Below are 22,557 nucleotides of genomic sequence, written 5' to 3'. Positions count from 1 at the left end.
ATCCAGCAACCCCTTTTGTTCTCGAATCATACCGCCTCATCCAATAAAAGCCGCCCTAATTTCTATTCCCTACACTTTTATATAAAATTAACCTTATAAAGGTAGGATTCAACAACTTCTTACAGAATTCTATATTTAATACGTATTGGACGGATTATTTTCAAATTCCTCTTTACTAAAGGTGGTTCATACAATTGTGAAATTTGTACAAGAACGAAGATTAACTGTCAAGACAATTTTTTCAAAAGAATACAAGATTTTTATTTTTGGTTTACTCATTTCACGAATCGGGGATTCATTATATACTTTTGCACTGCCTTGGATTGCCTATCAATTAACTGGTTCAGCTGTAATTATGAGTTCTTTATTTGCTGTAAACGTATTGCCAATCGTTTTATTTGGCCCTTTAGTTGGTGTACTAGTTGATCGATATGATCGAAAAAAGTTACTTTGGATGGCGGATATTACCAATATTATTTTAGTAAGTCTCGTACCAATTTTACATGCATTACATATATTAGAAGTCTGGCATTTATACGTAATTACTTTTATCTTAGCAGTTATGTCCATGCTTTTTGATGTAACAACAGTTACAGTCATTCCACACATCGCAGGTGCATCATTAACGAAGGCTAATTCTTTATATCAAATGGTTAATCAATTGGCTAGTTTGTTTGGTCCAATCATAGCTGGGCTTTTCATATCTTTTATTGGCGGCTTTCAAGTACTTTGGATTAATGCTCTTTCATTTATTGCTACATTAATTACTGTGATTATATTACCTTCTATGAAAAACTTAAATAAAAAGAATACTGATAAAAAAATATTGCAAAATGTACTAAATGATTTGTTTGATGGATTTAAATGGCTCAAAAATGATCGGTTAAATATAGCTTTGTCACTTCAAGCTATGGTAGGTAACTTTGGAGCAAGTGCTGTTTTAGGTGTACTTATGTATTATTTATTATCGACATTAAATCTTACCTCCGCACAAAGTGGTTATAATTATACTTTAATAGGAATAGGTGGGCTTTTAGGAAGCTTAATTGCCGTTCCTTTAGAAAAGAAATTTCGACGTGGTATACTTATTCCTTTACTCCTATTTTGTGGAGCGCTTGGATTAACATTTGCTTTATGGAGTACATATTGGCTTGCTCCCGGAATTGCTTTCGGTATCGCGATGACATGTAATATCACATGGAATACGATTGTTACATCAATTCGGCAGGAAACTGTTCCATCCAATTTGCAAGGACGTGTTTTAGGTTTTTCTCGTGTACTTACACGATTATCTATGCCATTGGGGGCATTAGTAGGTGGAATTATTTCAGCCTACAATCCTGTATTTATATTTGCTTTAGCTGCTTTTACTAAAATAATTGAAGTCTTTATTGCCTTATGTAGTCCGATACGAAAACTGTAAAGAGGAAAAATTATATATTTTGAGATATTAATAAAATAAAAAAAGGCATAAAACATGCCTTTTTTTATTACTTATTTGTTTATTGGATAACAAACTTCTGTAACCCACTTATTAGGATCGGATTCCATCGCTGGGCTCACATGATAAATATTAAACATCGGGCCTGCTAATTTGTAACCCTCTGTCTCAATCCATTTTGCCGCAGCCTCATTTACAGCTGTCATCTGTTCATAACTTCCATTAACTGTTATAGAAGCTACATGAGTCGATTCCATATTTTTAAATGTAACGTCTTTTGTATTTTCGTGCTTACCTAGAATACTTAGCTGTATTTCTATATCTACATCATTTTCTTTGTATTCATGATCATGGAAAACCGCAATACTATAACTCGGTTGGGCAACACTAATATTTTTCATTTGAATTTCTTGCATTAATACACTCCATAAATCACCTTCGCAATTATACGATGGAATAATCTTTCTAACACTAGCTACAGTTCTTTCTGGAATTTCTTTTATTGAAACATGATAATTCATCTCAACAACATCCTCTCTCATCGTTTTCATTGAGTCTTCGAGGAGACGTAATTGTTTTTGGAGGTTATTCATGTCTTCTTTAATTTGAGCACTACGATTTAAAAATTGCTCTTTTATGGTATCTATATTATCGCATTCTATTATTTCTTTGATGGTAGCAATATTAAACCCCATAGCTTTTAACGTTTGAATTTGATTTACTTTTTTTAATTGGTCTGCTGAATAAAATCGATATCCACTCTGCTCATCGACTTTTACTGGTTGTAGTAATTCCACTTTATCGTAGTGTCTCAACATTCGTATACTAATGGAAGATAGTTTTGAAAAATCCCCTATTTTAAACATGATTTCCTCCTATAAGTTACATCTACTTTGAAGCTCAACTTTATCTTAAACAATGACATTGTGTGAGGGTCAATCGTTTTTTTGACGATTTAAACGATAATTTAACATGTTATATTTACATAATTAAAAACCTATATTCCTATTTTATGACTACTACAATTGACAATCCATCATCAGTTATTTTTCTCTAAACATTCATAAACCGCCATCATATCTCGTTTATCCAACTCACGTATGCGATTAAAAATTGGTATTTTTCCAACCGCTTCTGTTAATAAGCTTTCATTCACAACATCACTTGCTTTTCCAGTTAACCACGTTTGTACATCCACGCCCTCGACAACTTCTTTTAACCCTTCGTCATTAATACCACTTGCATTACAAGTTACACATGGAATTGTTAGTTTAAAGACACCATCATGTAGATTATCTTCGGTTATCACTTTCTTACCTTTACAAAATGGACATGGATTACTTTTTTTAATTTTATTAATTTGGGTAACTAATTTTTTGTATCCAAATGCTTCGTATACATACGTAAGTTTTTTATATTTACCATTTGTGAAATACTTATCTATAATGGTTTCTCTCGTTTCATAAACATTAGGGAAATCACAAACAGTTACTTGATTATTAACACTAATGGATTCGATATTTCCTTTTATTTCGCCCCAGAATGGTAAGACATTTTGTAACACCATTTCATAGTTTGAAAAGCTTGCTTGTTCTAATTCAAACATCTTCAGTGCAACTTGTGCTTTTCTTGGCAATAAAGAAATATCTTCCGTCAATACCATATCGCCACCAACAATAGACTTCAATTTAACAAGTGCCGGTAAATCACCAACTGTTTTCAATACTTTATTAATAGGCTGATTGATTATTTCACGAATATCTACGTTACCAAATTTAAGTGGTTTATGATGATTTAAAACCGTCCCCTCACAAATTGGACATTTCATCATTTTTTTTGAACTCTTAATTTCTTCTTTAATAGGTGCTTTTGAAATAACAATATATCCACCAATAATTGTATTAAACCCTACCCATGTTCTACGTGTCTTTCCTTTTTTATCATAAAATGATTTTTCAAAATATCCATACCAAAACGTATGCTTTTCTTCTTCTGACATATCATTATAGCTCTTTGACAAATCGTGACCAAGCTCATTTTTTATTTCTTCGAATAGAAATTCTATTTTTTCATGCTGATAAAATTTTAATACCTTCATGATTTCTGGATCGAATAGCCCATCCCAAAATGGAACACTTTTATCTTGAATGGCAATATCTTTATCAAAAACTTCAATTTGAAGACGTCCAGAACAAGATGGACAATGATTGTCCTGTGAATAGAAATCAAAACTTCTCGTATCTTTATTAATTGGATGAGCAGCTACAATATGATTAATTAATCCACCAAGCTCATATAAGAAACTATATTGACTATATAAATGTTTTTCAAGATCAATAGCAATAACAGGTGCGATTGTATCAGATTCATATTCACCATAAATTAACCTAGCCATTGATGATAAACTTTTTAAAATACCGCCCTTATAAACATTTTCGGCATTTTTAAAATAGTTAATATGATTTTCTTCTAAATAGTGAACTCCTTTTTTCTGCTTAAGCATTGAAGAGATATTTATTTTCTCTGTGCTATTCACATTACTTTTTTGACGATAGTAATCCTCATGATTAACAACATCCAAATGCTCTACAGATTCATTCTGCCTTTTTCCAAAATCAACTATATAATCAGAGCTTTCTAACATGTAACGATTATGCTCAATCATAATGATAGAAACTGATTCATCTTGCAGAATACCTCTAATACTATCGATAAATTGATTTAAAATATTTTGTGATAAACCTTTTGAAGGCTCATCAAAAATGAATAATGTATGTGGATTTCTAGTGTTTGCAAATAATTCCGAAACTAAATGAACACATTGAAACTCACCTGTCGATAATGTTTGTGTTTTTCTCTCTAATGTTAAATAGCCAAGTCCTAACTTAATTAGTAGGCTCAAACGTTTATAAGCGATATCTTCATTTGGAAGTTCATCAATAATATCCTCAATCGAGCGCTCAAAAATATCATCAATGTCTTCACTATACTTTGTTAGTTTCTTTTTAATATCTAGGAAAGTTGCTACAGTTGATCGACTTGTAATTGATTGATTTCGGTCTTGTCCCACCATAACTAATTTATCTTTTGGATATCTTTTCAAGAAATCTGTAGCTAGACATTCATTGACAAGTGTAGATTTCCCACATCCTGATTCTCCTGTAACCGTTACAAGCCTGTTTTTAGGAATTTGAAACTCCTCCATTTGGATATTACGGCAATATAAATCATAGAATGTATAATATTCTGTTGGTATTTCTTTATTTCGATCCCACAGTATTGACTTTGGTCTTGGTGATTCTTTCACAATTTTCCCGCCATATTTTCCGCTACCAGGTCCAAAGAACAATTGCTCATCAGTTGTATCTAGTACCGTATCTGAATGATCAATAAGCCAAATTTGATTTTTACACCCTAATCGTTTAATCTCTTCCAAAATTTTCAATAATGTTTCATGATCAAGTCCAACTGAAATCTCATCAATAATAATTACAGCATTTTCACTTACTGCCATGAATTCAGCCAAATAAAGTCGTGTTAACTCTCCACCTGACAACGTACCCATAATTCGATTTAATGTTAAATAACCAATGTTCATATTAATAATATTTTGCAGTATATGCTGTTTTTCTTCACTAATATTTAATTCTTTTGCTATTGAAAGAATAGATTCAACACTTAAATCATTAATATTTGAAATTGAATGTGGCTTGGCCAACAAATCAATTTCATGTTTTTCAATTTCTTCACTATAACGTTTTCCCTTACATTTTTTACACTCAACATTTTTTGTAGTACCACGGCCTTTACAACCAGTACACCAGCCTAATTGATTATTAAATGAAAAGACCTCTGGAGAAAGATTAAATACTTCAGCAAGTTTTTCCCGAACCTCTGTAAAAACACCAGTATGAGTACCAATCGTTGAACGTGGATTAGACGAAATCGATGATTTCCCTAAAAAAAGTACTAATGGCATTTCTTCCATCTTAATAGCACTAAAATTTGTTTCCATAATGTTAGGAAATAAATATTGATATTCAGCCTTTGGTAATAAAGAAACTAATCGTTTTTTTGACTCTTCACCAATTGTTTGGCAAAAAGTTGTTTTACCCGATCCAGATAACCCAGCAATTCCAAACGATTTATTAAACGGTATAGTTGCATCTAATTTATTTATGTTATTAGCAATTAATTGATTTACTTTCATATTAACCTCTATTCTTATTTATCCATAAAAGCATTTTTATAATATAATAATTACATAATGAATATTACCTATTATGTAATTATCCTCTAACTTCATGAATCTTACCCTTGTATATTTCAAACCATTGTTGCCATTCATCTTTAGAAAATTCTTTCTCTTCTCCTTCTAAAACGCAAGAAAAAAGATTTAAACAAATATGCCAACCAGCTACATCTCTCGGTGTATGATCTGTTAATTCATGAATGTACTCTTTAAGAAGTAAAAGAGTACCATTTTCCTCTTTATGTATTTCAAATCGGACACGGTCTTTATCCCAAGTAAATTCAAGTACTGAGTTTAGTTGACACTCTAAAATATCAATATTTATGAATGAACCGTCCATCATGTCGAACTTTATTATTCCACCAGTTTTAAGGCTTTCAATCTGTAAATTGGACATCCATTTTTTCAGCTTACTGTTTTCTGTTAATACAGACCAAACTTCCTCTACCGTATATGGAAATTCACGTTCAAATTTTACAATATATCCATCAGTTAGTTTCCCAATTTCAGCTATCATTTTGATTGCCTCCTTATATAGAATATATGTTCTTATTTCATTTTACACGAATATAAATATAAAATAAATATTTATGTCAACGAAGTGTTAATTTAAAGCGAATGACGCTGAGAAAAACTTAAATATTTTCTAAATCGAGTTATATAGTATTGAAAATTAAATATAGATTTACGTACAAATAAAAAAGCCGCATTTGCGACTTATGAAATCATAGGATTAACTCCTTTTTTTGTTGAATGATTAGCGCTTAATCGCATCGACAATTAGCGATGGAAAACCAAGTTTATCGCCTTTATTTCTAGAATCATACCTTTTCGAACGGAAAATAACACCGTCGTTTGCATCCCATTCGTTGTAATAAAACCGACCATTTTCATCACAATATTCAAGTAAAACTACCTCGAATCCAGCAGTTTCAAACATTTTCGTTAATGTTTTATAATTATGAACGATTTTATGACTTGCTGCTGGATGATCTTTCGGACCGGGGCCCCCTATTTGAACTATATTTTGATATGCCTCATCCTGAAAGAATGCATCAGGGACTCGGCACCGAATATGACCAGATGGTTTTAAAAATTCATAACAAATTTCAGCTGCTCTTACACCTTCTTCAAAAGTAAGGTGTTCCCATACATGCTCAGCTAAAATAGCTGAAATAGAGTTGTATTCAAATCTTTCTTCCCACGTAGCTTTATCTAGTAAGTTAAGTTCATCTTCTTGTGTTTGAATCCAGCCTGGATTATTATTAAACACTCCAGCTCCGACAACTACTTTAATTTCGTCTTGTTTTATTACCACCATTTTCACCTCTTAAATATTTTAATTCATTAATATATTCTATGTTTACTATTATGCTCCCTCCTTCAACAAATTTAGTAACATGAGTCCAGTACAATACCGAACTCATGCCCTAAAAACTCTCTAACGCAACAATCTGTCTAACTCTATAAAATTAGTTCATAATATACGATTTTTCTTACAGAAATATAGCACACCAAACATTAGCATAATACCAATCACGTAAAAAATTGTTGTTCCGCTCCCACCAGTATTAGGAATTACCCAATTATTCTTCGCATTTTTCACTGTTATTTTTTGTGTCTTTACTGCTTCTGTAATTTCTATTTCTATTGGATCTCTAAGTAACATGTATCCGTTCGGTGCTTTTATTTCTTTAATCGTATACTTTCCAATTGCTAATTGGTTGGAAATTACCTTTCCTTTTTCATCCGTTATTAATCTACTAACTTCTTTCCCTTCTTTATCTAACACTTGAAATACAGCGCCTTTTAGCTTTAATTCACTATCCGTATCATCAACTTTTTCAATTTCAAATTGCCCATTCGGATCTGGCAATTTCTTATTTCCTATTTTAATTTCTACTACTGTATCTTTTTCTATTTTTACAGCTATTTTATCTTTTAATAATTCATAACCTTTAGGCGCCTCTATTTCCACTACGGTATAGTTTCCTATTGGTAAGTCTTTTGATATTACTTCTCCTTCTTCATTTGTTACTAGTTCTCCAACTACTTTTTTATTTAAATCTTCTATATGAAACTTTGCCCCTGCTAGTTTTTTATTTTTATCACTTATGTCTACTTTCACAAGCTTCATTTTCCCCATTGGATCTGGCAATTTCTTATTTCCTATTTTAATTTCTACTACTGCATCTTTTTCTATTTTTACAGTTATGTTATCTTTTAATAATTCGTAACCTTTAGGTGCTTCTACTTCCACTACGGTATAGTTTCCTGTTGGTAAGTCTTTTGATATCGCTTCTCCTTCTTCATTTGTTACTAGTTCTCCAACTATTTTTCCTTTTGAATCTTCAATTTTAAACTTTGCTCCCACCAATTTTTTATTATCATTATTACTATCAACCTTTTTTATTTTTACTTTTCCTGTACTAGGCTTGTTCCAATGTTTCCAGTTAAATTTGAAATTGTGAAACTCAAATCCACCAGTTTGTTGTACCGCACCGACAAATGCTTGTCCATTAATCGAACCGCCTTTTGTTTCTAATACAGCATTGGGAGCAAACACACTTCCAACAACACCATATCCTTCTGTTGTGATCTTTTTCGCATTAGGAAAAACCCAAATCATTTTACTGTATAGCTCAGTAAATGGTGAATTAGGAGAATAGGGTTGTGATGTGGGAATTATATCCGTAGCCCTTCCAATATTGTTCTTGTCATATAGAATAGCCCCATTTTTAAATGTAACCTCTATCGCATCCGAATACATAACAATAAAATCTTTGTCCTTAGCACTCGGTAAAAATACATCTCTTATATCTAAATTGATTTTCCCTGTCAATTCTGATGAAACATAAATATTAGGATTGTTTATATCTTTTCCGATTCCATGACTCATATTTGGAATTGGGGTATTCGTTTTATATTGACCTGCATTTTTACTGACTTGGTTCACTATATTGCGAAATTCATTAAATTTCGCGTCAATTTCTAGTTTTTCTTTATAAACGATACGATCATAAGAAGATTGTATTATGCGATCTGGATCACTCTCTTTTGTCATTACAACTATTCCGTTTTGAATGATAAAAGATTCTTCTCTTGATTTCTTAAATTTTCCAGACAATAACAAAGACGGATATCCCTCATCAACCCATTTTTCACCTACTATATTAGATGTTCCCGCTGCAGCACCTACAATCGTATACCCCGATGCATCCATGTCACCTTGAACTGCAATTGCCCCTTCAATGTCGCCACCTACTGCTTTATGGTTACCAAAAACAACAGCATTATAACGCGATATATCACCTAGACTTTCTAGGTTTGTCGTGGATCCATATGCTTCTTTTGGTACATATACGAAAAAACTTACACTTAACATTAACAAAACAATAAAATGAATACTTACCAGCTTTAATCGTAGCCTCAATTCCTTTGTTCCCACCTTTACCGTATTTTTTCTATAGTCGAATAAAATGAAATTTTTATTAATGATGATTTACTTCAATCCCCTATATACCTTCTTTACTTATCTCTGAATTTCCGGTCCCACTTCCCATTAATGCAGGATAAATAAATACATTCTATCTAGTTAACCTTTTCTTATAAATTACGACTAGAAACACACATAACAATAGGATTGGAACTATTACAGTCCACTTATTAAATATAAATATCTCTGTACTCACTTTTTGTTTTTCTTTCTCGTTTAACTCCACACGCACACCTCGAACTAGCAATCTATTGGTGTTTACTCCATAAGGCGTACACGTAATTAAAGTTGTATAATCTTTTTTTTGTACAATTTGTAGATCGTCCGTTTCGTGTGGTAACACTACTTTAATTTGATCTACTTTATAAGCAAGAACTTTGTCTAAAGAATGAATATAAAAAAGATCTCCTTTGCTCAACTTATCTAAATCTGTAAATAATTTTGCTGATGGTAAACCACGATGCCCTGTTAAAATAGTATGCGTACTTTCTCCACCTACCGGGAGCGAAGAAAAATCTAAATGACCTATCCCGCGACCCAATACTTCCTCAGAGGTCCCTTGATAGATTGGCAGTTTTATATTAATTTTCGATATTTCAATATACCCCATTACATCTCCTAAATTTAACACATCAGCATACGCTTGATAATTACTTTTTTTTTCAGAAAATGGATCTGTAAATGTTTTCGCAGAAGTTTGAACTTGTTTATTATATTCGGCTGCTTCTTTTTCCCTACGTTCGACTTCTTTCTTTTGTAGCGCTTTGATCTTCTTATCGTAAGAGCTAATCTCAGAATAATGTGCACGAGTCGCCAACCAATTACTAATAGTAGGATATAAAAAAATACCTAATCCAAATAAAAAAATACCCCCAAAAACAAGATTTCGTTTCATATTTCCACCTCTGTATATGCTTAAATATCGAAAAGAGGGAAGCATTTTGCTTCTCCCCTTTTCCCATAGTTACATGTTCCTAAAATCTTAATTTCTAGCAAACTTTTTTCTAAAGAAAACAAATGCCACTGTAAGCATTAACGTAAGGCCTATTACAGTAAAAAGAGTCGTTCCTATGCCACCCGTTACCGGAAGAATCCATCCACTTTTATTATTTTCAATCGTCAATTTAACCGTTTGATTATTTTCACTAATCTTTACATCAATGGGGTCTTTTAATAATTGATAAGATGCTTTTGTACCATCTTCTTTTGTATATGTTGGTGCTTTCGTTTCAAAAATTTGATAGTCTCCATATGGAATGTTAGACCATTTAATAACACCATTTTCATCTGATACACCTGTTACTTCTTTTCCTGCTACGACAACTATTTTTCCATTATTATCTTTAAGTACAAACTCTGCACCTTTTAATTTATTCTTATTAGCACTATCAATTTTTGTTAACTCAATTATTCCAGTTGTCGGAATAACAACTACAGGTTTAGATTCCTTTTCTCCAATTACATCATTTTTATTTGTAAAATGTATTTTTGCTGTATTTAAAATTTCCGAACCAGATGGTACTCCTTCTTTTACTTGGGATTTAATTTGCAAATGAAATTCTTTTTTACCATCTAATTTTGTGAAATCTTTTACTGTAGCTGTTACTTTTTGACCTTCTATAGCTACCTCAACAACGTTTGCATTTACTTCTGCTCCATCAATTTTCACGATTGGCTTTCCTTGAATCACTAAACGATTATCCAAAGTATCTGTTACCACATATTTTTTGTATTCCTTAATGTCTTCTGGAATTAATGTTTTAATATCATAATTATAATTAGTTAACGGATTTATTGGTAACGCTTCCATTTTTCCGTTAATTTTTTTATCAATTGTTGGTTCTTCATAGTTTTTCACTTCTATTTTAACTACTGTACCAGAAGTAATAGTTCCATCTTCATTAATTGTTCCGGAGTTCTTAACAAAAAACTCACGTTTAGTTGGATCTATTACATAGCCTTTCGGAGCTTTTGTTTCTTGGAAATAGTATTCTCCATACTCCAATCCTTGCACTCGGATATGGCCATTAGCATCTGTTGCTAACTCTTTTTTCACTTCTGTACCGTCTTTTTTAAATAAAGAGAATACTGCACCTGCTAATGCTTTTTCATTTACACCAGTTTTTATTAAATCCACTGCACCACGTTTAATCTCATTTTTGGGATACATGTGAACATCATAGTTTAGCACCTTACCCTCTTTATTCGTTAATGGGATATCCACTGTATACGTATTGGGATTTAGATTAACATGTGGAGGTCCTGCCACTTCTTTCACCTCATAACGTCCTAGCGGAAGATCTTTTAATACAGCTTGTCCGTTATCATCTGTTACTACTTGATTTGGAGTGGCTCCCATTACAGGTTTCACGTCTTCTTTTACGATTTTCCCATCGTTTGAAATTTTTTCAAAAGAAGCAACCCTTTTCACTTCAAACGTTACACCTTTTAATGGTTTCACATCTTTTGGCACCTCTTGATTTGCAGAACCGTCACCTTCTAGTCCCTGCGCTCCATCTTTTTCTTGTTCATACTTATGAATCGTTAAAGTACCTTTAGATGGTGAATCTGCCTTTACTAATACACTAGACCATGTAGAAAATGTTAAGAATAACACTAAAAGCACACTAAATATTTTTTTCATTTCTCTTATCCCCTTTACTACTTCTATCATTTTAAAAATTTCTTTATTACTATTACCTTCTTAAAAGCAATAGTGTGCCAAGTATCAGATTTAAACGAATAACATAAAACATAGTCGTCCAACAATCCATTGTTTACAATCACTTATTCACTTTTCTTATCTTCTATTATTACGTTGTCTCTCCACATGATATATGTAATTTTCTCCCCTAAATTACACGTATATCCCTATTTCAAGAATCATTACATTTGTTACATAATAGCTTTCACTGCTAATTTCGACTAGTCACTTACTGTCAATCTATTCATTTCTCACTTCCTATCCCTATTTAAAATCCAATCTTAATCATTTTTTAATACATATAAGTAATAACCAACAAATAAGTGTGACGATTCATATTTTACGTTACTGTCCAAAACTATTACCTGTATATTCAAATAATATGTGCTATTCATGTTAAATTATGGTATTATTCTTAGAAGTTTATAACTTTTATTTATATTTTTTATTGATAAAGGTTTTCCGTATCTACTTATGAAAAAGGAATATATGTTTATTTAACTATTACGCATAACTGTAAGGAGGAAGAATATGACTAAAAAACTCAGTCTAGTTGAGATAGAGTACATTTGCAATGTGTTTTTTCAATCTTTCGAAATTCCAGTTTGTTTTTTAGATTGTAACAAAAATATTCTTTTAGAATTTAAATCAAAAAATGATTCACATTCGTTATATACATCAAAAATAGAACAGTTACATATGCTTTTTCAGAGAAATGATACATATAATTCCCCCATCTTCAGAACTCACGAATATCTAGGGCACTTTATTTTAATTCACATAAAGAGCGATTATATGGTGAACGGTACTGTTATTATTGGGCCCTTGACACATGTAAATTTTTCTACAAGTAAAGCGGATAGTAACCTTAATTTTATTCCAAATTATAAAAGAACAAGAGACCATTATTTTTCATTGTCAGTCAAAGATCAAAATTTCTTTGTAAATATAGCGATATTGTTCTATAACATTCTCTATAAAAAAAATTCAGATGTAAGCACCTTTTCAAATAACAGTGACTCACTTCATATAAGTCATAGCAGCATCTTAAACGAAGATGTATATATTTCAATGCAAAAAGACGAATCTATTTATCATAATTTATATATAGAGCAGCAACTACTTAGTTCTATAGAAGAAGGGGATAAAGAAACCGTACTCAAATATTATTACGAATTCCAACAAGAGACTCTTTCATCTTTATCTTCATTCCATCAATTAAGACGTCATAAAAACATTTGTATTTCATCCATCACGCTCGCTACTAGATATGCGATAAAAGGGGGACTTCCATCTGGGATTGCTTACAAAATTTATGATTTACATATCCAAAGAACAGAAGATTCAAAAGACAAAGAATCTGTTTGGGATTTATTAAAAAATGCTTTTTGTACCTTTGCAGACCGTGTAAAGGCACAAAAAACACAGCAATATTCACAGACTATTGCTATTTGTAAAAACTACATTTTTAAAAATATTTACAATCCAATATCTGTTAAACAACTTGCTAAATTTGCAAATGTGAATTCAGATTATTTATCTATATTATTTAAAAAAGAAGTCGGTATTTCATTAATTGAGTACATTCAACGTGAACGAATCGAAGAAGCAAAGAAATTATTAACTTTCACCACCTATCCTTTATCAGACATATGCGCTTCGCTTAATTTTAGCGATCAAAGTTATTTCACTAAAATTTTTAAAAAATTCACCAATGAAACACCTGGTAAATATCGAAAATCTCATGTTGTCATTTAGAGTGAAACTTCCATTAAAACAAAATGTTTTCAGTAACTCATCAATGGCAGATTAGAAGCACTCCCAGATTCATGAACTATAGGATTTATGCTTTTTCCAAACCAAAAAACACGTTACTATTCTTTTATTTTAATGAGAATAGTAACGTGTTTTTTATGTAATGTAGTTTTGTAGACAGAACATGATCCAACTACAAATTTTTATAGAAGCCAAATGCACCGCTTAACTACTAAAATCTTATTAAGTAAAAAATCCATATTTTGTTTTACTTACTTTCTATTTTATTTCTTTTGAATAATGAACTCTTTTCTTCAAACGAATGATCCCTACTATTATTTTTGTATCTTTCTAAATTTGCGAACAAAAGTGAGTACTGTGCCTGTAATAATCATCAATATGCCGATTGCTGCACTGTTAGTTGTACTTACACCCGTCTTTGGAAGCTCCTTATATGTATATTCTTTTTTATCGCTATTACTGTTGTTTGAGATATTACTCTTATTTTCCTTATTAGCAAGGCCATTAGCTTTGCTAGTTTCTTTATCTTTCACTAATACTTTTTGTATTGCATTTACCTCATTACCCACGGAATCTCTAACACTATATATTATTTCATAAGTACCAGCTTTAGTTGTATCTATAGTTCCTTCATACGCTACTTTAGAAATAAGGTCACCGTCCTCTTTATCAGTAGCTGATACCCCTACCAATGGATCAAATTGATCACCCTCAGTAATTGAAGTTGTAGCAGGTACTTTTAGTATTGGTTTATCATTTTTAACTTCTTCTCTAACTTTGACCGTTACAGTTTGCTTCGCCGTTACTTCATGACCTTTAGAATCTGTAACCGTGTACGTTAATACGTAAGTACCGGCTTTAGTTGTATCTACTTCACCATCAACTTTGATTTTAGAAGTGAGATCACCGTCTTCTTTATCGATAGCTAATACTTCTGCCATTGGAACAAATGAATCTCCTACATGAATTGTCGCTCCAACAGGCACTGTTAATTTAGGTTCTAAATCTGATGTTTCTCCATTTCCCTCTACAATTACAGTCTGTCTAGCCGTTGTATTTCTCCCTTGGGAATCAACGACTAAGTATTCCACAATGTATGTACCTGGTTTTGAAGTATCTACATCGCCTTTATGCTTTACTTTATTTGTTAAATCACCCTCTTCTTTATCAACAGCTTTTACATTTCTCATTGGATCAAACGTATCACCTACACGTAGTGTAATCGTAAACGGTACAGTTAACTCTGGAGCTTGGTTTTCTGCTGTTTTTTCGTTTTCTTTCACCGTTCCTGTAATTTTTGCCGCATCAAAAGCATTTTGGACTGCTTGAACTTCAATTGAGTTCGCTCCATATTTATTAGTTGCCACTTTAAGGCATGCCAATTTCAATTCAGAGAAATTAGAAGTCATATTTAATTCATCAGTATTTGCATAATAGAAAATATCAAACATTCTATCTTCACCAATACCATTTACATTTACACCGTTATGAGTACCACCTTGTGCCATTAAATACGCAACTTTATTAATAATACTTGAGTTAAAATGAACGCCTCCATAATCCTCTCCATTTAAATCATTATATTTACTATAATCATCAGGATACGGTAGTCCTTCTGAAAAATTAATTGCAGTTGGATTTTTCATATTACGAAAAGTCGATCCAGTTTGTTCTCCTATTGTCCAGTTAAATTCCCCATTATTTATGTATTTCTCTATAGCCGTTCCCATAATATCCGATAATGCCTCGTTAATTGCCCCAGATTCTCCTGAAAATTCAAGGTTAGATTCACTTGATGTAACTGCATGTGTAAATTCATGACCCGCTATATCGAATGCTTTTACCATAGGATCTCCATATAAAAGCATACTAATGTTATTAATATTAGTACTAAATGCATTCTCCCAATTTTCAGGATCATTTGTTCCTCCAGAATCCCATGCATGTACAACTGAAACTACTTTTTTTCCTTTATTATCAAAACTATTACGCTTATATTTTTCTTTATAAAAATCGTATACCTTTGTTGCTAAGAAATGAGCGCTTACCGCCTTTGGATCATTAAATGTTGTTGAAACACTAGTTGCTAGTATACCAGGATAATAACTTTCTTCATTTGTAATATCTCTATAATTTACATCATATGTCTCAATTCCTTGTCCTCTTGTGTAATCAGCAAGTGCATAATTCCCACTGGTCTGTTTAGAAATACCAAATGTACGAGTTACGCCTAAATCATCTTTTCCTGTTCCAGTTAATGATGTGAAATTGCTAGTTTTATTTTCCTTAACGGATTCAACATACTCTTCACTTATTTTCAAACTTGATTCTTGTACCATATCTTTTAACATTTCACCATTATGAGCATTCACTAAATAAGTTCCAGATACATAATTTGGTGTTGTAGCAGCAAATGTAACTTGATATGCATTGCTAGCCTCCCCATGATTTTCATCAACAAAAATAACTGCCTTAACTTCTGGCTCAGAAATAAATTTAGTATCGTTTCCGTACTTTTTATAAATATATTGTTTTGCTTCTTCTTTTGATAAATTAATAGGTTTCTTTAAATCTTCTTGTGTTAAATTTTGTGCGCTAGCTCCTGAAATGCTTTTAATAATACCTTTTTTATCTACGTGAGCAGTCAACTGGTGGCCATATACTTCTTTTCCTTCATATATTTGTTGCATGCGCACAAGTGTAGTTCCATCATAAGAACCACGTTTTTGAAGAACTTTGTAATCTACTCCTGTTTCTGCACTAACTTGTTTTGGAGACAAAGCATGCTCCGTATTTTCCTTAAGTGCATCTTTCACTACATTCTCTGGTGCCTTTTTTGATGGTTGTGTCAGATTACCTGTACGGAACGAATCCTCTTGAATTTCAACTTGCATTTGACCAGGTTCCTCTGCATGACCTACTCCATATAGTGTTACACTTGTTAAAACGAATCCTGTAGTTAATGCAACTATAGCTATTTCTTTTTTATTTCCCATGATATTTACCTCGTATAAATTTCTATTATTTATATAAAACTGCTAAAATGTATACAATCTATTCCTAACATAAAAAGATGACTTTTGTAATCAACAAAAGCCACCTCTTTAATATGTAATATCCCTAAAATGTTTTTAATACATAATTTCTATACAAAAAAGAAAAAAGCATTCATTAACGAGCATTTTGCAATACTTTTATTAGGTCATTTATATTTTCAACTTTCTGTTGAAACTGATCAAGTCTGCTATGTAGCAATGAAGGATTTTTATCTTCAGTTGAAATAACTTGTTTTAATTCGTTTTCTAATTTATCATACATATCAAAGAAATTATCAAATTCTACACTTACAAGCTCTTCATTTTCGCGATAGAATCTTTTTGCTTCTATATAAGTCATATATGATTTATTTAAAAATCCTAATGAAATTAAATATTTAGAAGTGTTTTCTTGATAAATAGCAATATTACACGCTATTTTAATATCAGAATAAGTCTTTTGAACGAGACAATGCAATTCAAAAATCTTAAACTTTAATCCATTATTCATTTCATCCCCTCCCATCGTATCTATTCTACATAAAATTAGAATATTATACAAAGAAAATTATTAGCATGAAATTGACAATTTAAAAAATAACTTAAGGATAAACAAAATCCCTCTCATTATAAATTATAGTTGCGGAGCATTTACCAACATAACAGCAAAATAAAAAGCGAAAAGAATAAATCTTTCCGCTCTTAGAGTAATAAATACATTTCATATTGCGCTAAAGAATTCTTTTCAAATCCACATTTCTTAAGAAAACCTTCCAGTAAATTATTGTTAGGAAACCCAATTGATAAACTTGATAAATTTAATTCTTCTCTTGCTACTTGTAATAATTTCATCCCAACACCAATATTTCTATAATCTTTGTCTACGAAAATAAAACTAATTTTACCTTGTTTATTTACACATAGAGAGCCTTTTAAGTCATTATCGACATATGCACCATAAAATACATTATTTGTTTTTTTGATATAATCAATATCATTTTGCCAATTTATATGGAAGTTTAACCATTTCTGAATTTCATCTTTAAAAGTTGGAAATTCTAATTGGTTTACTTCACTATCCTTACAATCTTTATTCATTATTTTAGTCAAATCATTTAAATTATAATAAGAAAGATCGTACACTTTTTCATAGCCCAACTTATTATAAAAATGAATCGCTCGGTCATTTCCTACAATGACTTCGAGAAAAAGTTGCTTACATCCATGTTGAATCGCCTCTTCTTTATGCAGTTCAAATAATTTTTGACTTACACCAATACCGCGGTAATTAGGATGAACCGCTAATGTTCCACAGCGCATAGTCTTTATACTTTCATAATCCTTTATACCACCTAGTATTACGCCAACAGGTTTGCCTTCTTCTAAAGCAAGAAAAGAATGTTCTAGCAAATTACCTTCTGGTCCCAAAAAACGTTGTATAAAATCCTCTTTTGAAACCTCCATCTTAATAATGTAATCTGAAAATCCATCTTTAAAAGCTTCATATACTAAATCAATATTTACTTCACTACACCTTTTATATTGAATCATATAAAATTGCCCTCCAACTGCTTATATTAAACTCAACGTGTACCCATATAATATATTCCATCTATTATAAATTTCAGCTCTTAATTTGAAATGAGCGGACATTTCCCTACATATAACTCACTATTGATTTGTTTTATAACAAACTATCTATTATTTACTACATTAACCTCATAAACACGTAAAAAAGCAATTAAATGCTCACATGCTCTTTCACATGCTAGCATTTTAAAGATTTTTTGTTCTTCTTTCGTTTTATCATTTGCTTGATCTGAAGCAGCTTTTAAACAGAGAAATGGTTTTTTATTTATTTGGCATACATAGGCGAAAGCTGCTACTTCTTGATCAACTGCCAATGCTCCATATACGGTATGGAGTAAATATCTCATTTCCGAACTACGAATACGTTGATCTCCTGATAAAAATGTACCGAAATGTATCGGATCATACGATCGTATTTTTTTTATTCTTCTTACAAGTGATTTTGTTGTTTCAATAGGTGCTGTTCTACCGTTATATAAATTAAAAACATCTTCCCCTGAACCAGCAGCAGTAACATCATGTTGTATTGCGTTTAGTGCGACTACAATATGACCGTTTTTCACCTTGTTTGATAAACTTCCGCATATTCCTGTCATAAACAACTCATCTGGCTGAAACTCACTAATTAACAATTGTACACAACTAGCGCAGCTTACTTTACCGACACCAGTAACAACTGATATAATTTCCAACTCATTAATAGTATGAAAATGAAATTCCCAAGCTGCCCTTTTTTCAACACGTTCACTTGGATAATGTTGATGCAAATACGTCAGTTCTGGTTCCCATGCAGATACAATTGCAATACGTTTCATTACACGCTTCACTTCCCCTATTGTCATTTAAATATGTTATCTATACTTTCTCGTTCATAATCTGGAATCCATTCTTTGTATTTCTTATATAAATCTCGTATTATTTCTTTATTCTTCGCAATTACTTCACATCCTCTATCATCATACATAAACATGACAATATCTTTCGTTGCATTAATGAGAAATACATCTGGATAAAAAATTTCTTTTTTTGTCCAAATCGAGGATACAAATCAGAAAAATCCTCATGATTAGCAGCTTGTATAAGCGATTCATACTTAATATCTTCTACGAGACATTTTAAAGAAAATTGATATGTACAATATAAATCTGCTTCTTCATCTTCAAATAGAAACGGTAATGTTTCTTGTCTTATATGAAATCTTAAATCTCTTTTCTTAATATATTTATTGTATACATTTATTTTCTGTGGAGTTTTTATGTTTTCCTTTTTAAATCTATAAACATTTGTCACTACAAACACTACATCTTCTTTTGAAAATATGTCTTCAAATAAGAATTTATTATATGTATATAGTTGAGAAAAGTATTCCATATTTAAATCGTTGGTTCCTTCTACAATTTGATATTTATCTTTTCCGAAATCAAAATGCAAATGATTTTCCCACTGAGATAATAAGTAGGGTCCTAATGTAACTTCTGGAAATGTTTGATTCATATATTCTTTTAATTGCATTTCCTTGTCCTTTCTACTGTACAATTCTTTTTAAATCCCAATATGCTTCTTCTAGCCACGGGTGTATAACTTTCAATGTATCTTTCCTTTCCCACAAATATGAAATATATACAAAAGCTGCTTTTTCCAAAGATTTTCCCAATCCTTTTTTTATTTCTATTAAATATGGTGGTGTCCCTTTTTGATCCCATTCTATTTTATCTGCAACAAATAATACTAAATCCATCTTCGTTGCATGTTTACGCAACGTTGTATGGCAACAAATTGCATTTAAAATCTCTTCATCTTCGACTTTAAATATTTCTTTTGCGATTACCCTCGATAATTTTTGATGAATAATCATAGGAAACTTTCTTTCCGCTTCCACTATTTCTACACCAAATTCTTCAGCAACTGCAATCCGCTCCTCGTTTGGAAAAATGCCACTAATATCATGTAAATATCCTGCAATTGCTGCTTTTTCTTTATCTACGTGAAACTTTTCTGCAATCTTTTTTGCCTCATTTGCCACACGAATTGAATGTTTATATGTAAACTCTTTATTATATTTTAGTAGAAAAGCTTTAATATCATTTTCTATTTTTCCAGTTGGAGTAAATGAATATTTATCATTACATAACATAGAAAATCCCCCTTATAACTACCTTTCATTATAATGTAGAATCTAAATATCTTTGTTATTTTATATTCGATATTAATCTTTTTACTCCTTTTTAATACGTTACATGAAATTTTATACAGAATCATCGCTACAAGTACATAAATGTTTGATATTATAGTAATGTTGATGATTTGTAAGGAAAGGAACTACACAATGAATAAAAACATATTAATTATTGATGATGATAAAGAAATTGTTGAATTACTTGCTGTTTATTTGCGAAATGAAGGCTATAACATTTATAAAGCTTATGATGGCGATGAAGCATTGCAAAAGGTTTCTACATATGAAGTTGACCTTATGATTTTGGATATTATGATGCCAAAACGAAACGGATTAGAAGTTTGTCAGGAAGTGCGTGAAAATAATACTGTACCAATTCTAATGCTTAGTGCAAAAGCAGAAGATATGGATAAAATATTAGGCCTTATGACAGGTGCCGATGATTATATGATCAAACCATTCAATCCATTAGAATTAGTAGCTAGAGTGAAAGCTTTATTACGAAGATCCTCTTTCCAAAATGCTACTTCGCAAAAGAATGAAGATGGTATTATTCGTATTCGCTCTGTTGAAATACACAAACATAATCATACAGTTAAAGTAAATGGAGAGTACATTAAACTAACCTCTATTGAATTCGATATTTTATATTTACTTGCGAGTAATACAGGAAGAGTATTTAGTTCAGAAGAAATTTTCGAACGCGTTTGGAATGAAGATGGTTATGGTTCAAATAAGACGGTAATGGTCCATATTAGCAACTTACGAGATAAACTTGAAACAGTAATAAATGGAGAAAAATTTATTCATACTGTTTGGGGAGTTGGCTATAAAATTGAGAAATGAAGCATTTGATATATTAAAAGATATTCCTAAATGGAAACTTATTTTTTGGCTTTTATTAGCTATCACACTCACTCCTATTACTGAATTAATTATTTATCGCCTCGTTACGAGTGTAATTGAAAGTTCACTTACTCTAACCGAACTCGGTAAAGAATTCATTCGAATTTTTGGTTATGAAAAGTATAAAGGGATTAAAGAGTCTTTATGGATGATGATTGTATCTTATTTGTTTTTATTTTCTATTTTTTCATCCTATCTTTACATTTTTTATCGTCACGAGAAAAAACTTTATTATGAAACTTGTATAAAAAAAATGATAGAAGAAATTCGTTATATTGCAAATGGAAACTTCAATCATAAAGTTTCTATTGTAAATCATAATTATCTAGAAGAATTAGCAATCGGGGTCAATGAAATTGTTGAACAATTAAAAGTCTCCATTGATGAAGAAAGACAAGCTGAACAAGCAAAAAGTGAACTTATTACAAATGTATCACATGACTTACGCACTCCCCTTACTTCTATAGTTGGATACGTAAATTTAATCCATCATGATAATTATAGAGATGAAGTGGAATTGCGATACTATATTCAAGTCATTTACGATAAAGTAACTCGTCTTAATGCATTAATGAATGACTTGTTCGAATATACACGTGTTCAAAATAAAGAATTAAGCTTGTATTCTGTTCCTATTGATATTGTAGAATTACTTGGACAATTAACTGTTCAATTCCGCATACAGGTTCAAGAAGCTAATATAGAATGTCGGCCTTCTTTCCCGTCTCAAAAGCTCATGGTATTAGCTGATGGTGACAAATTAGTACGTGTGTTTGAAAATCTTATTATAAACGCTATCGCTTATGGAAGCGAAGGTCGCTATATTGACCTTACTGCTTATGAAAGCAATAATATGATCACAATTGATATAACAAATTACGGACAACCTATTCCTAGTACGGATTTACCTCATATTTTTGAACGTTTTTATCGCGTTGAGAAATCTCGCTCTACAAACACTGGTGGATCTGGACTTGGATTAGCAATTGCAAAAAGTATAGTCGAGTTGCATAAAGGAACAATTGAAGTATATAGTGATGACGAAAAAACAACATTCACTGTAAAACTACTCCCATACAAATGTTAATATTACAAATAAAAAGTTCAATTTCTTATCATATAAGAAATTGAACTTTTTCTATTATTTCCCTAAATTTAATAATCCTTTATAATTCTTTAGA

16 protein-coding genes and 1 pseudogene are annotated in these 22,557 nt (G+C 31.3%); 4 read left to right on the top strand and 13 right to left on the bottom strand.

The features are described from left to right. The first annotated feature begins 196 nt into the window (after positions 1-196). Positions 197-1,423 carry an MFS transporter gene (locus DN399_RS12255; RefSeq protein WP_149149623.1) on the top strand — a complete coding sequence of 409 codons (1,227 nt, stop codon included), beginning with the start codon at positions 197-199 and terminating at the stop codon, positions 1,421-1,423. Between the two features lie 71 nt (positions 1,424-1,494). Here DN399_RS12255 and DN399_RS12250 read toward each other — a convergent pair whose 3' ends face one another. From DN399_RS12250 to DN399_RS12220, 7 genes are all read right to left on the bottom strand, one after another. Continuing rightward, positions 1,495-2,307, bottom strand: a complete 813-nt coding sequence (locus tag DN399_RS12250; protein WP_149149622.1) for a MerR family transcriptional regulator — start codon at positions 2,305-2,307, stop codon at positions 1,495-1,497. Positions 2,308-2,480: 173 nt separating this feature from the next. Continuing rightward, the gene (locus tag DN399_RS12245) at positions 2,481-5,651 is read right to left on the bottom strand and encodes an ATP-binding cassette domain-containing protein (RefSeq protein WP_016122551.1); all 3,171 of its coding nucleotides are present in this window, start codon (positions 5,649-5,651) and stop codon (positions 2,481-2,483) included. A 79-nt stretch (positions 5,652-5,730) separates the two neighbouring features. Further along, positions 5,731-6,210 carry an SRPBCC family protein gene (locus DN399_RS12240; protein WP_000559843.1) on the bottom strand — a complete coding sequence of 160 codons (480 nt, stop codon included), beginning with the start codon at positions 6,208-6,210 and terminating at the stop codon, positions 5,731-5,733. A gap of 240 nt (positions 6,211-6,450) precedes the next feature. Next, a complete protein-coding gene (locus DN399_RS12235) occupies positions 6,451-7,011 on the bottom strand; it encodes a class I SAM-dependent methyltransferase (RefSeq protein WP_149149621.1) in 561 nt (186 codons plus the stop codon). Positions 7,012-7,170: 159 nt separating this feature from the next. After that, positions 7,171-9,126 carry a SpaA isopeptide-forming pilin-related protein gene (locus DN399_RS12230; protein ID WP_149149620.1) on the bottom strand — a complete coding sequence of 652 codons (1,956 nt, stop codon included), beginning with the start codon at positions 9,124-9,126 and terminating at the stop codon, positions 7,171-7,173. Positions 9,127-9,280: 154 nt separating this feature from the next. Then, positions 9,281-10,084 carry a class C sortase gene (locus DN399_RS12225; protein WP_080353301.1) on the bottom strand — a complete coding sequence of 268 codons (804 nt, stop codon included), beginning with the start codon at positions 10,082-10,084 and terminating at the stop codon, positions 9,281-9,283. Between the two features lie 87 nt (positions 10,085-10,171). Continuing rightward, a complete protein-coding gene (locus tag DN399_RS12220) occupies positions 10,172-11,833 on the bottom strand; it encodes a SpaA isopeptide-forming pilin-related protein (RefSeq protein ID WP_179953533.1) in 1,662 nt (553 codons plus the stop codon). Positions 11,834-12,424: 591 nt separating this feature from the next. Here DN399_RS12220 and DN399_RS12215 point away from each other — a divergent pair. Beyond that, the gene (locus tag DN399_RS12215; RefSeq protein ID WP_149149618.1) at positions 12,425-13,651 is read left to right on the top strand and encodes an AraC family transcriptional regulator; all 1,227 of its coding nucleotides are present in this window, start codon (positions 12,425-12,427) and stop codon (positions 13,649-13,651) included. A 332-nt stretch (positions 13,652-13,983) separates the two neighbouring features. On the opposite strand, the gene DN399_RS12210 is transcribed toward DN399_RS12215, so the two are convergent. The 6 genes and pseudogenes from DN399_RS12210 to yqeK all read right to left on the bottom strand — a co-directional run bounded on the left by DN399_RS12210 (position 13,984) and on the right by yqeK (position 20,428). Beyond that, positions 13,984-16,665, bottom strand: coding sequence for a M4 family metallopeptidase (locus DN399_RS12210; protein WP_149149617.1), 2,682 nt, complete (start codon positions 16,663-16,665; stop codon positions 13,984-13,986). A gap of 175 nt (positions 16,666-16,840) precedes the next feature. Beyond that, positions 16,841-17,215: a hypothetical protein gene (locus DN399_RS12205; protein WP_001059025.1), complete on the bottom strand. Its 375-nt coding sequence runs from the start codon at positions 17,213-17,215 to the stop codon at positions 16,841-16,843. 191 nt (positions 17,216-17,406) lie between these two features. Beyond that, on the bottom strand, positions 17,407-18,255 hold the full coding sequence (locus DN399_RS12200; protein ID WP_098906011.1) for a GNAT family N-acetyltransferase: 849 nt from the start codon (positions 18,253-18,255) through the stop codon (positions 17,407-17,409). A gap of 143 nt (positions 18,256-18,398) precedes the next feature. After that, the gene (gene mtnN / locus DN399_RS12195) at positions 18,399-19,136 is read right to left on the bottom strand and encodes a 5'-methylthioadenosine/S-adenosylhomocysteine nucleosidase (RefSeq protein WP_001987381.1); all 738 of its coding nucleotides are present in this window, start codon (positions 19,134-19,136) and stop codon (positions 18,399-18,401) included. Further along, positions 19,133-19,806, bottom strand: a pseudogene (locus tag DN399_RS28390) (DUF3885 domain-containing protein). Before DN399_RS28390 ends, mtnN begins: the two are co-directional and overlap by 4 nt. 13 nt (positions 19,807-19,819) lie before the next feature. Continuing rightward, positions 19,820-20,428 carry a bis(5'-nucleosyl)-tetraphosphatase (symmetrical) YqeK gene (gene yqeK, locus DN399_RS12185; protein ID WP_000882449.1) on the bottom strand — a complete coding sequence of 203 codons (609 nt, stop codon included), beginning with the start codon at positions 20,426-20,428 and terminating at the stop codon, positions 19,820-19,822. A gap of 192 nt (positions 20,429-20,620) precedes the next feature. Between yqeK and DN399_RS12180 the strand changes: the two genes are divergently transcribed. Further along, the gene (locus tag DN399_RS12180) at positions 20,621-21,316 is read left to right on the top strand and encodes a response regulator transcription factor (RefSeq protein ID WP_001038807.1); all 696 of its coding nucleotides are present in this window, start codon (positions 20,621-20,623) and stop codon (positions 21,314-21,316) included. After that, entirely contained in the window at positions 21,306-22,463 is a 1,158-nt protein-coding gene (locus DN399_RS12175; RefSeq protein WP_001243312.1) for a sensor histidine kinase, read from the top strand. Before DN399_RS12180 ends, DN399_RS12175 begins: the two co-directional genes overlap by 11 nt. The last annotated feature ends 94 nt before the right edge of the window (positions 22,464-22,557 follow it).

This window comes from Bacillus sp. AR4-2 (assembly GCF_008274865.1).
GTDB lineage: Bacteria > Bacillota > Bacilli > Bacillales > Bacillaceae_G > Bacillus_A > Bacillus_A cereus.
Note: the sequence above shows the minus strand (reverse complement) of the source record. Positions and strands in the feature narration are given on the sequence as shown.

Coding starts and splice junctions, on each gene's coding strand:
- DN399_RS12210 (WP_149149617.1), bottom strand. CDS start 16,665: ATGGGAAATAAAAAAGAAATAGCTATAGTTGCATTAACTACAGGATTC.
- DN399_RS12245 (WP_016122551.1), bottom strand. CDS start 5,651: ATGAAAGTAAATCAATTAATTGCTAATAACATAAATAAATTAGATGCA.
- DN399_RS12215 (WP_149149618.1), top strand. CDS start 12,425: ATGACTAAAAAACTCAGTCTAGTTGAGATAGAGTACATTTGCAATGTG.
- DN399_RS12180 (WP_001038807.1), top strand. CDS start 20,621: ATGAATAAAAACATATTAATTATTGATGATGATAAAGAAATTGTTGAA.
- yqeK (WP_000882449.1), bottom strand. CDS start 20,428: ATGTTATGTAATGATAAATATTCATTTACTCCAACTGGAAAAATAGAA.
- mtnN (WP_001987381.1), bottom strand. CDS start 19,136: ATGACAATAGGGGAAGTGAAGCGTGTAATGAAACGTATTGCAATTGTA.
- DN399_RS12205 (WP_001059025.1), bottom strand. CDS start 17,215: ATGAATAATGGATTAAAGTTTAAGATTTTTGAATTGCATTGTCTCGTT.
- DN399_RS12225 (WP_080353301.1), bottom strand. CDS start 10,084: ATGAAACGAAATCTTGTTTTTGGGGGTATTTTTTTATTTGGATTAGGT.
- DN399_RS12250 (WP_149149622.1), bottom strand. CDS start 2,307: ATGTTTAAAATAGGGGATTTTTCAAAACTATCTTCCATTAGTATACGA.
- DN399_RS12200 (WP_098906011.1), bottom strand. CDS start 18,255: ATGATTCAATATAAAAGGTGTAGTGAAGTAAATATTGATTTAGTATAT.
- DN399_RS12240 (WP_000559843.1), bottom strand. CDS start 6,210: ATGATAGCTGAAATTGGGAAACTAACTGATGGATATATTGTAAAATTT.
- DN399_RS12220 (WP_179953533.1), bottom strand. CDS start 11,833: ATGAAAAAAATATTTAGTGTGCTTTTAGTGTTATTCTTAACATTTTCT.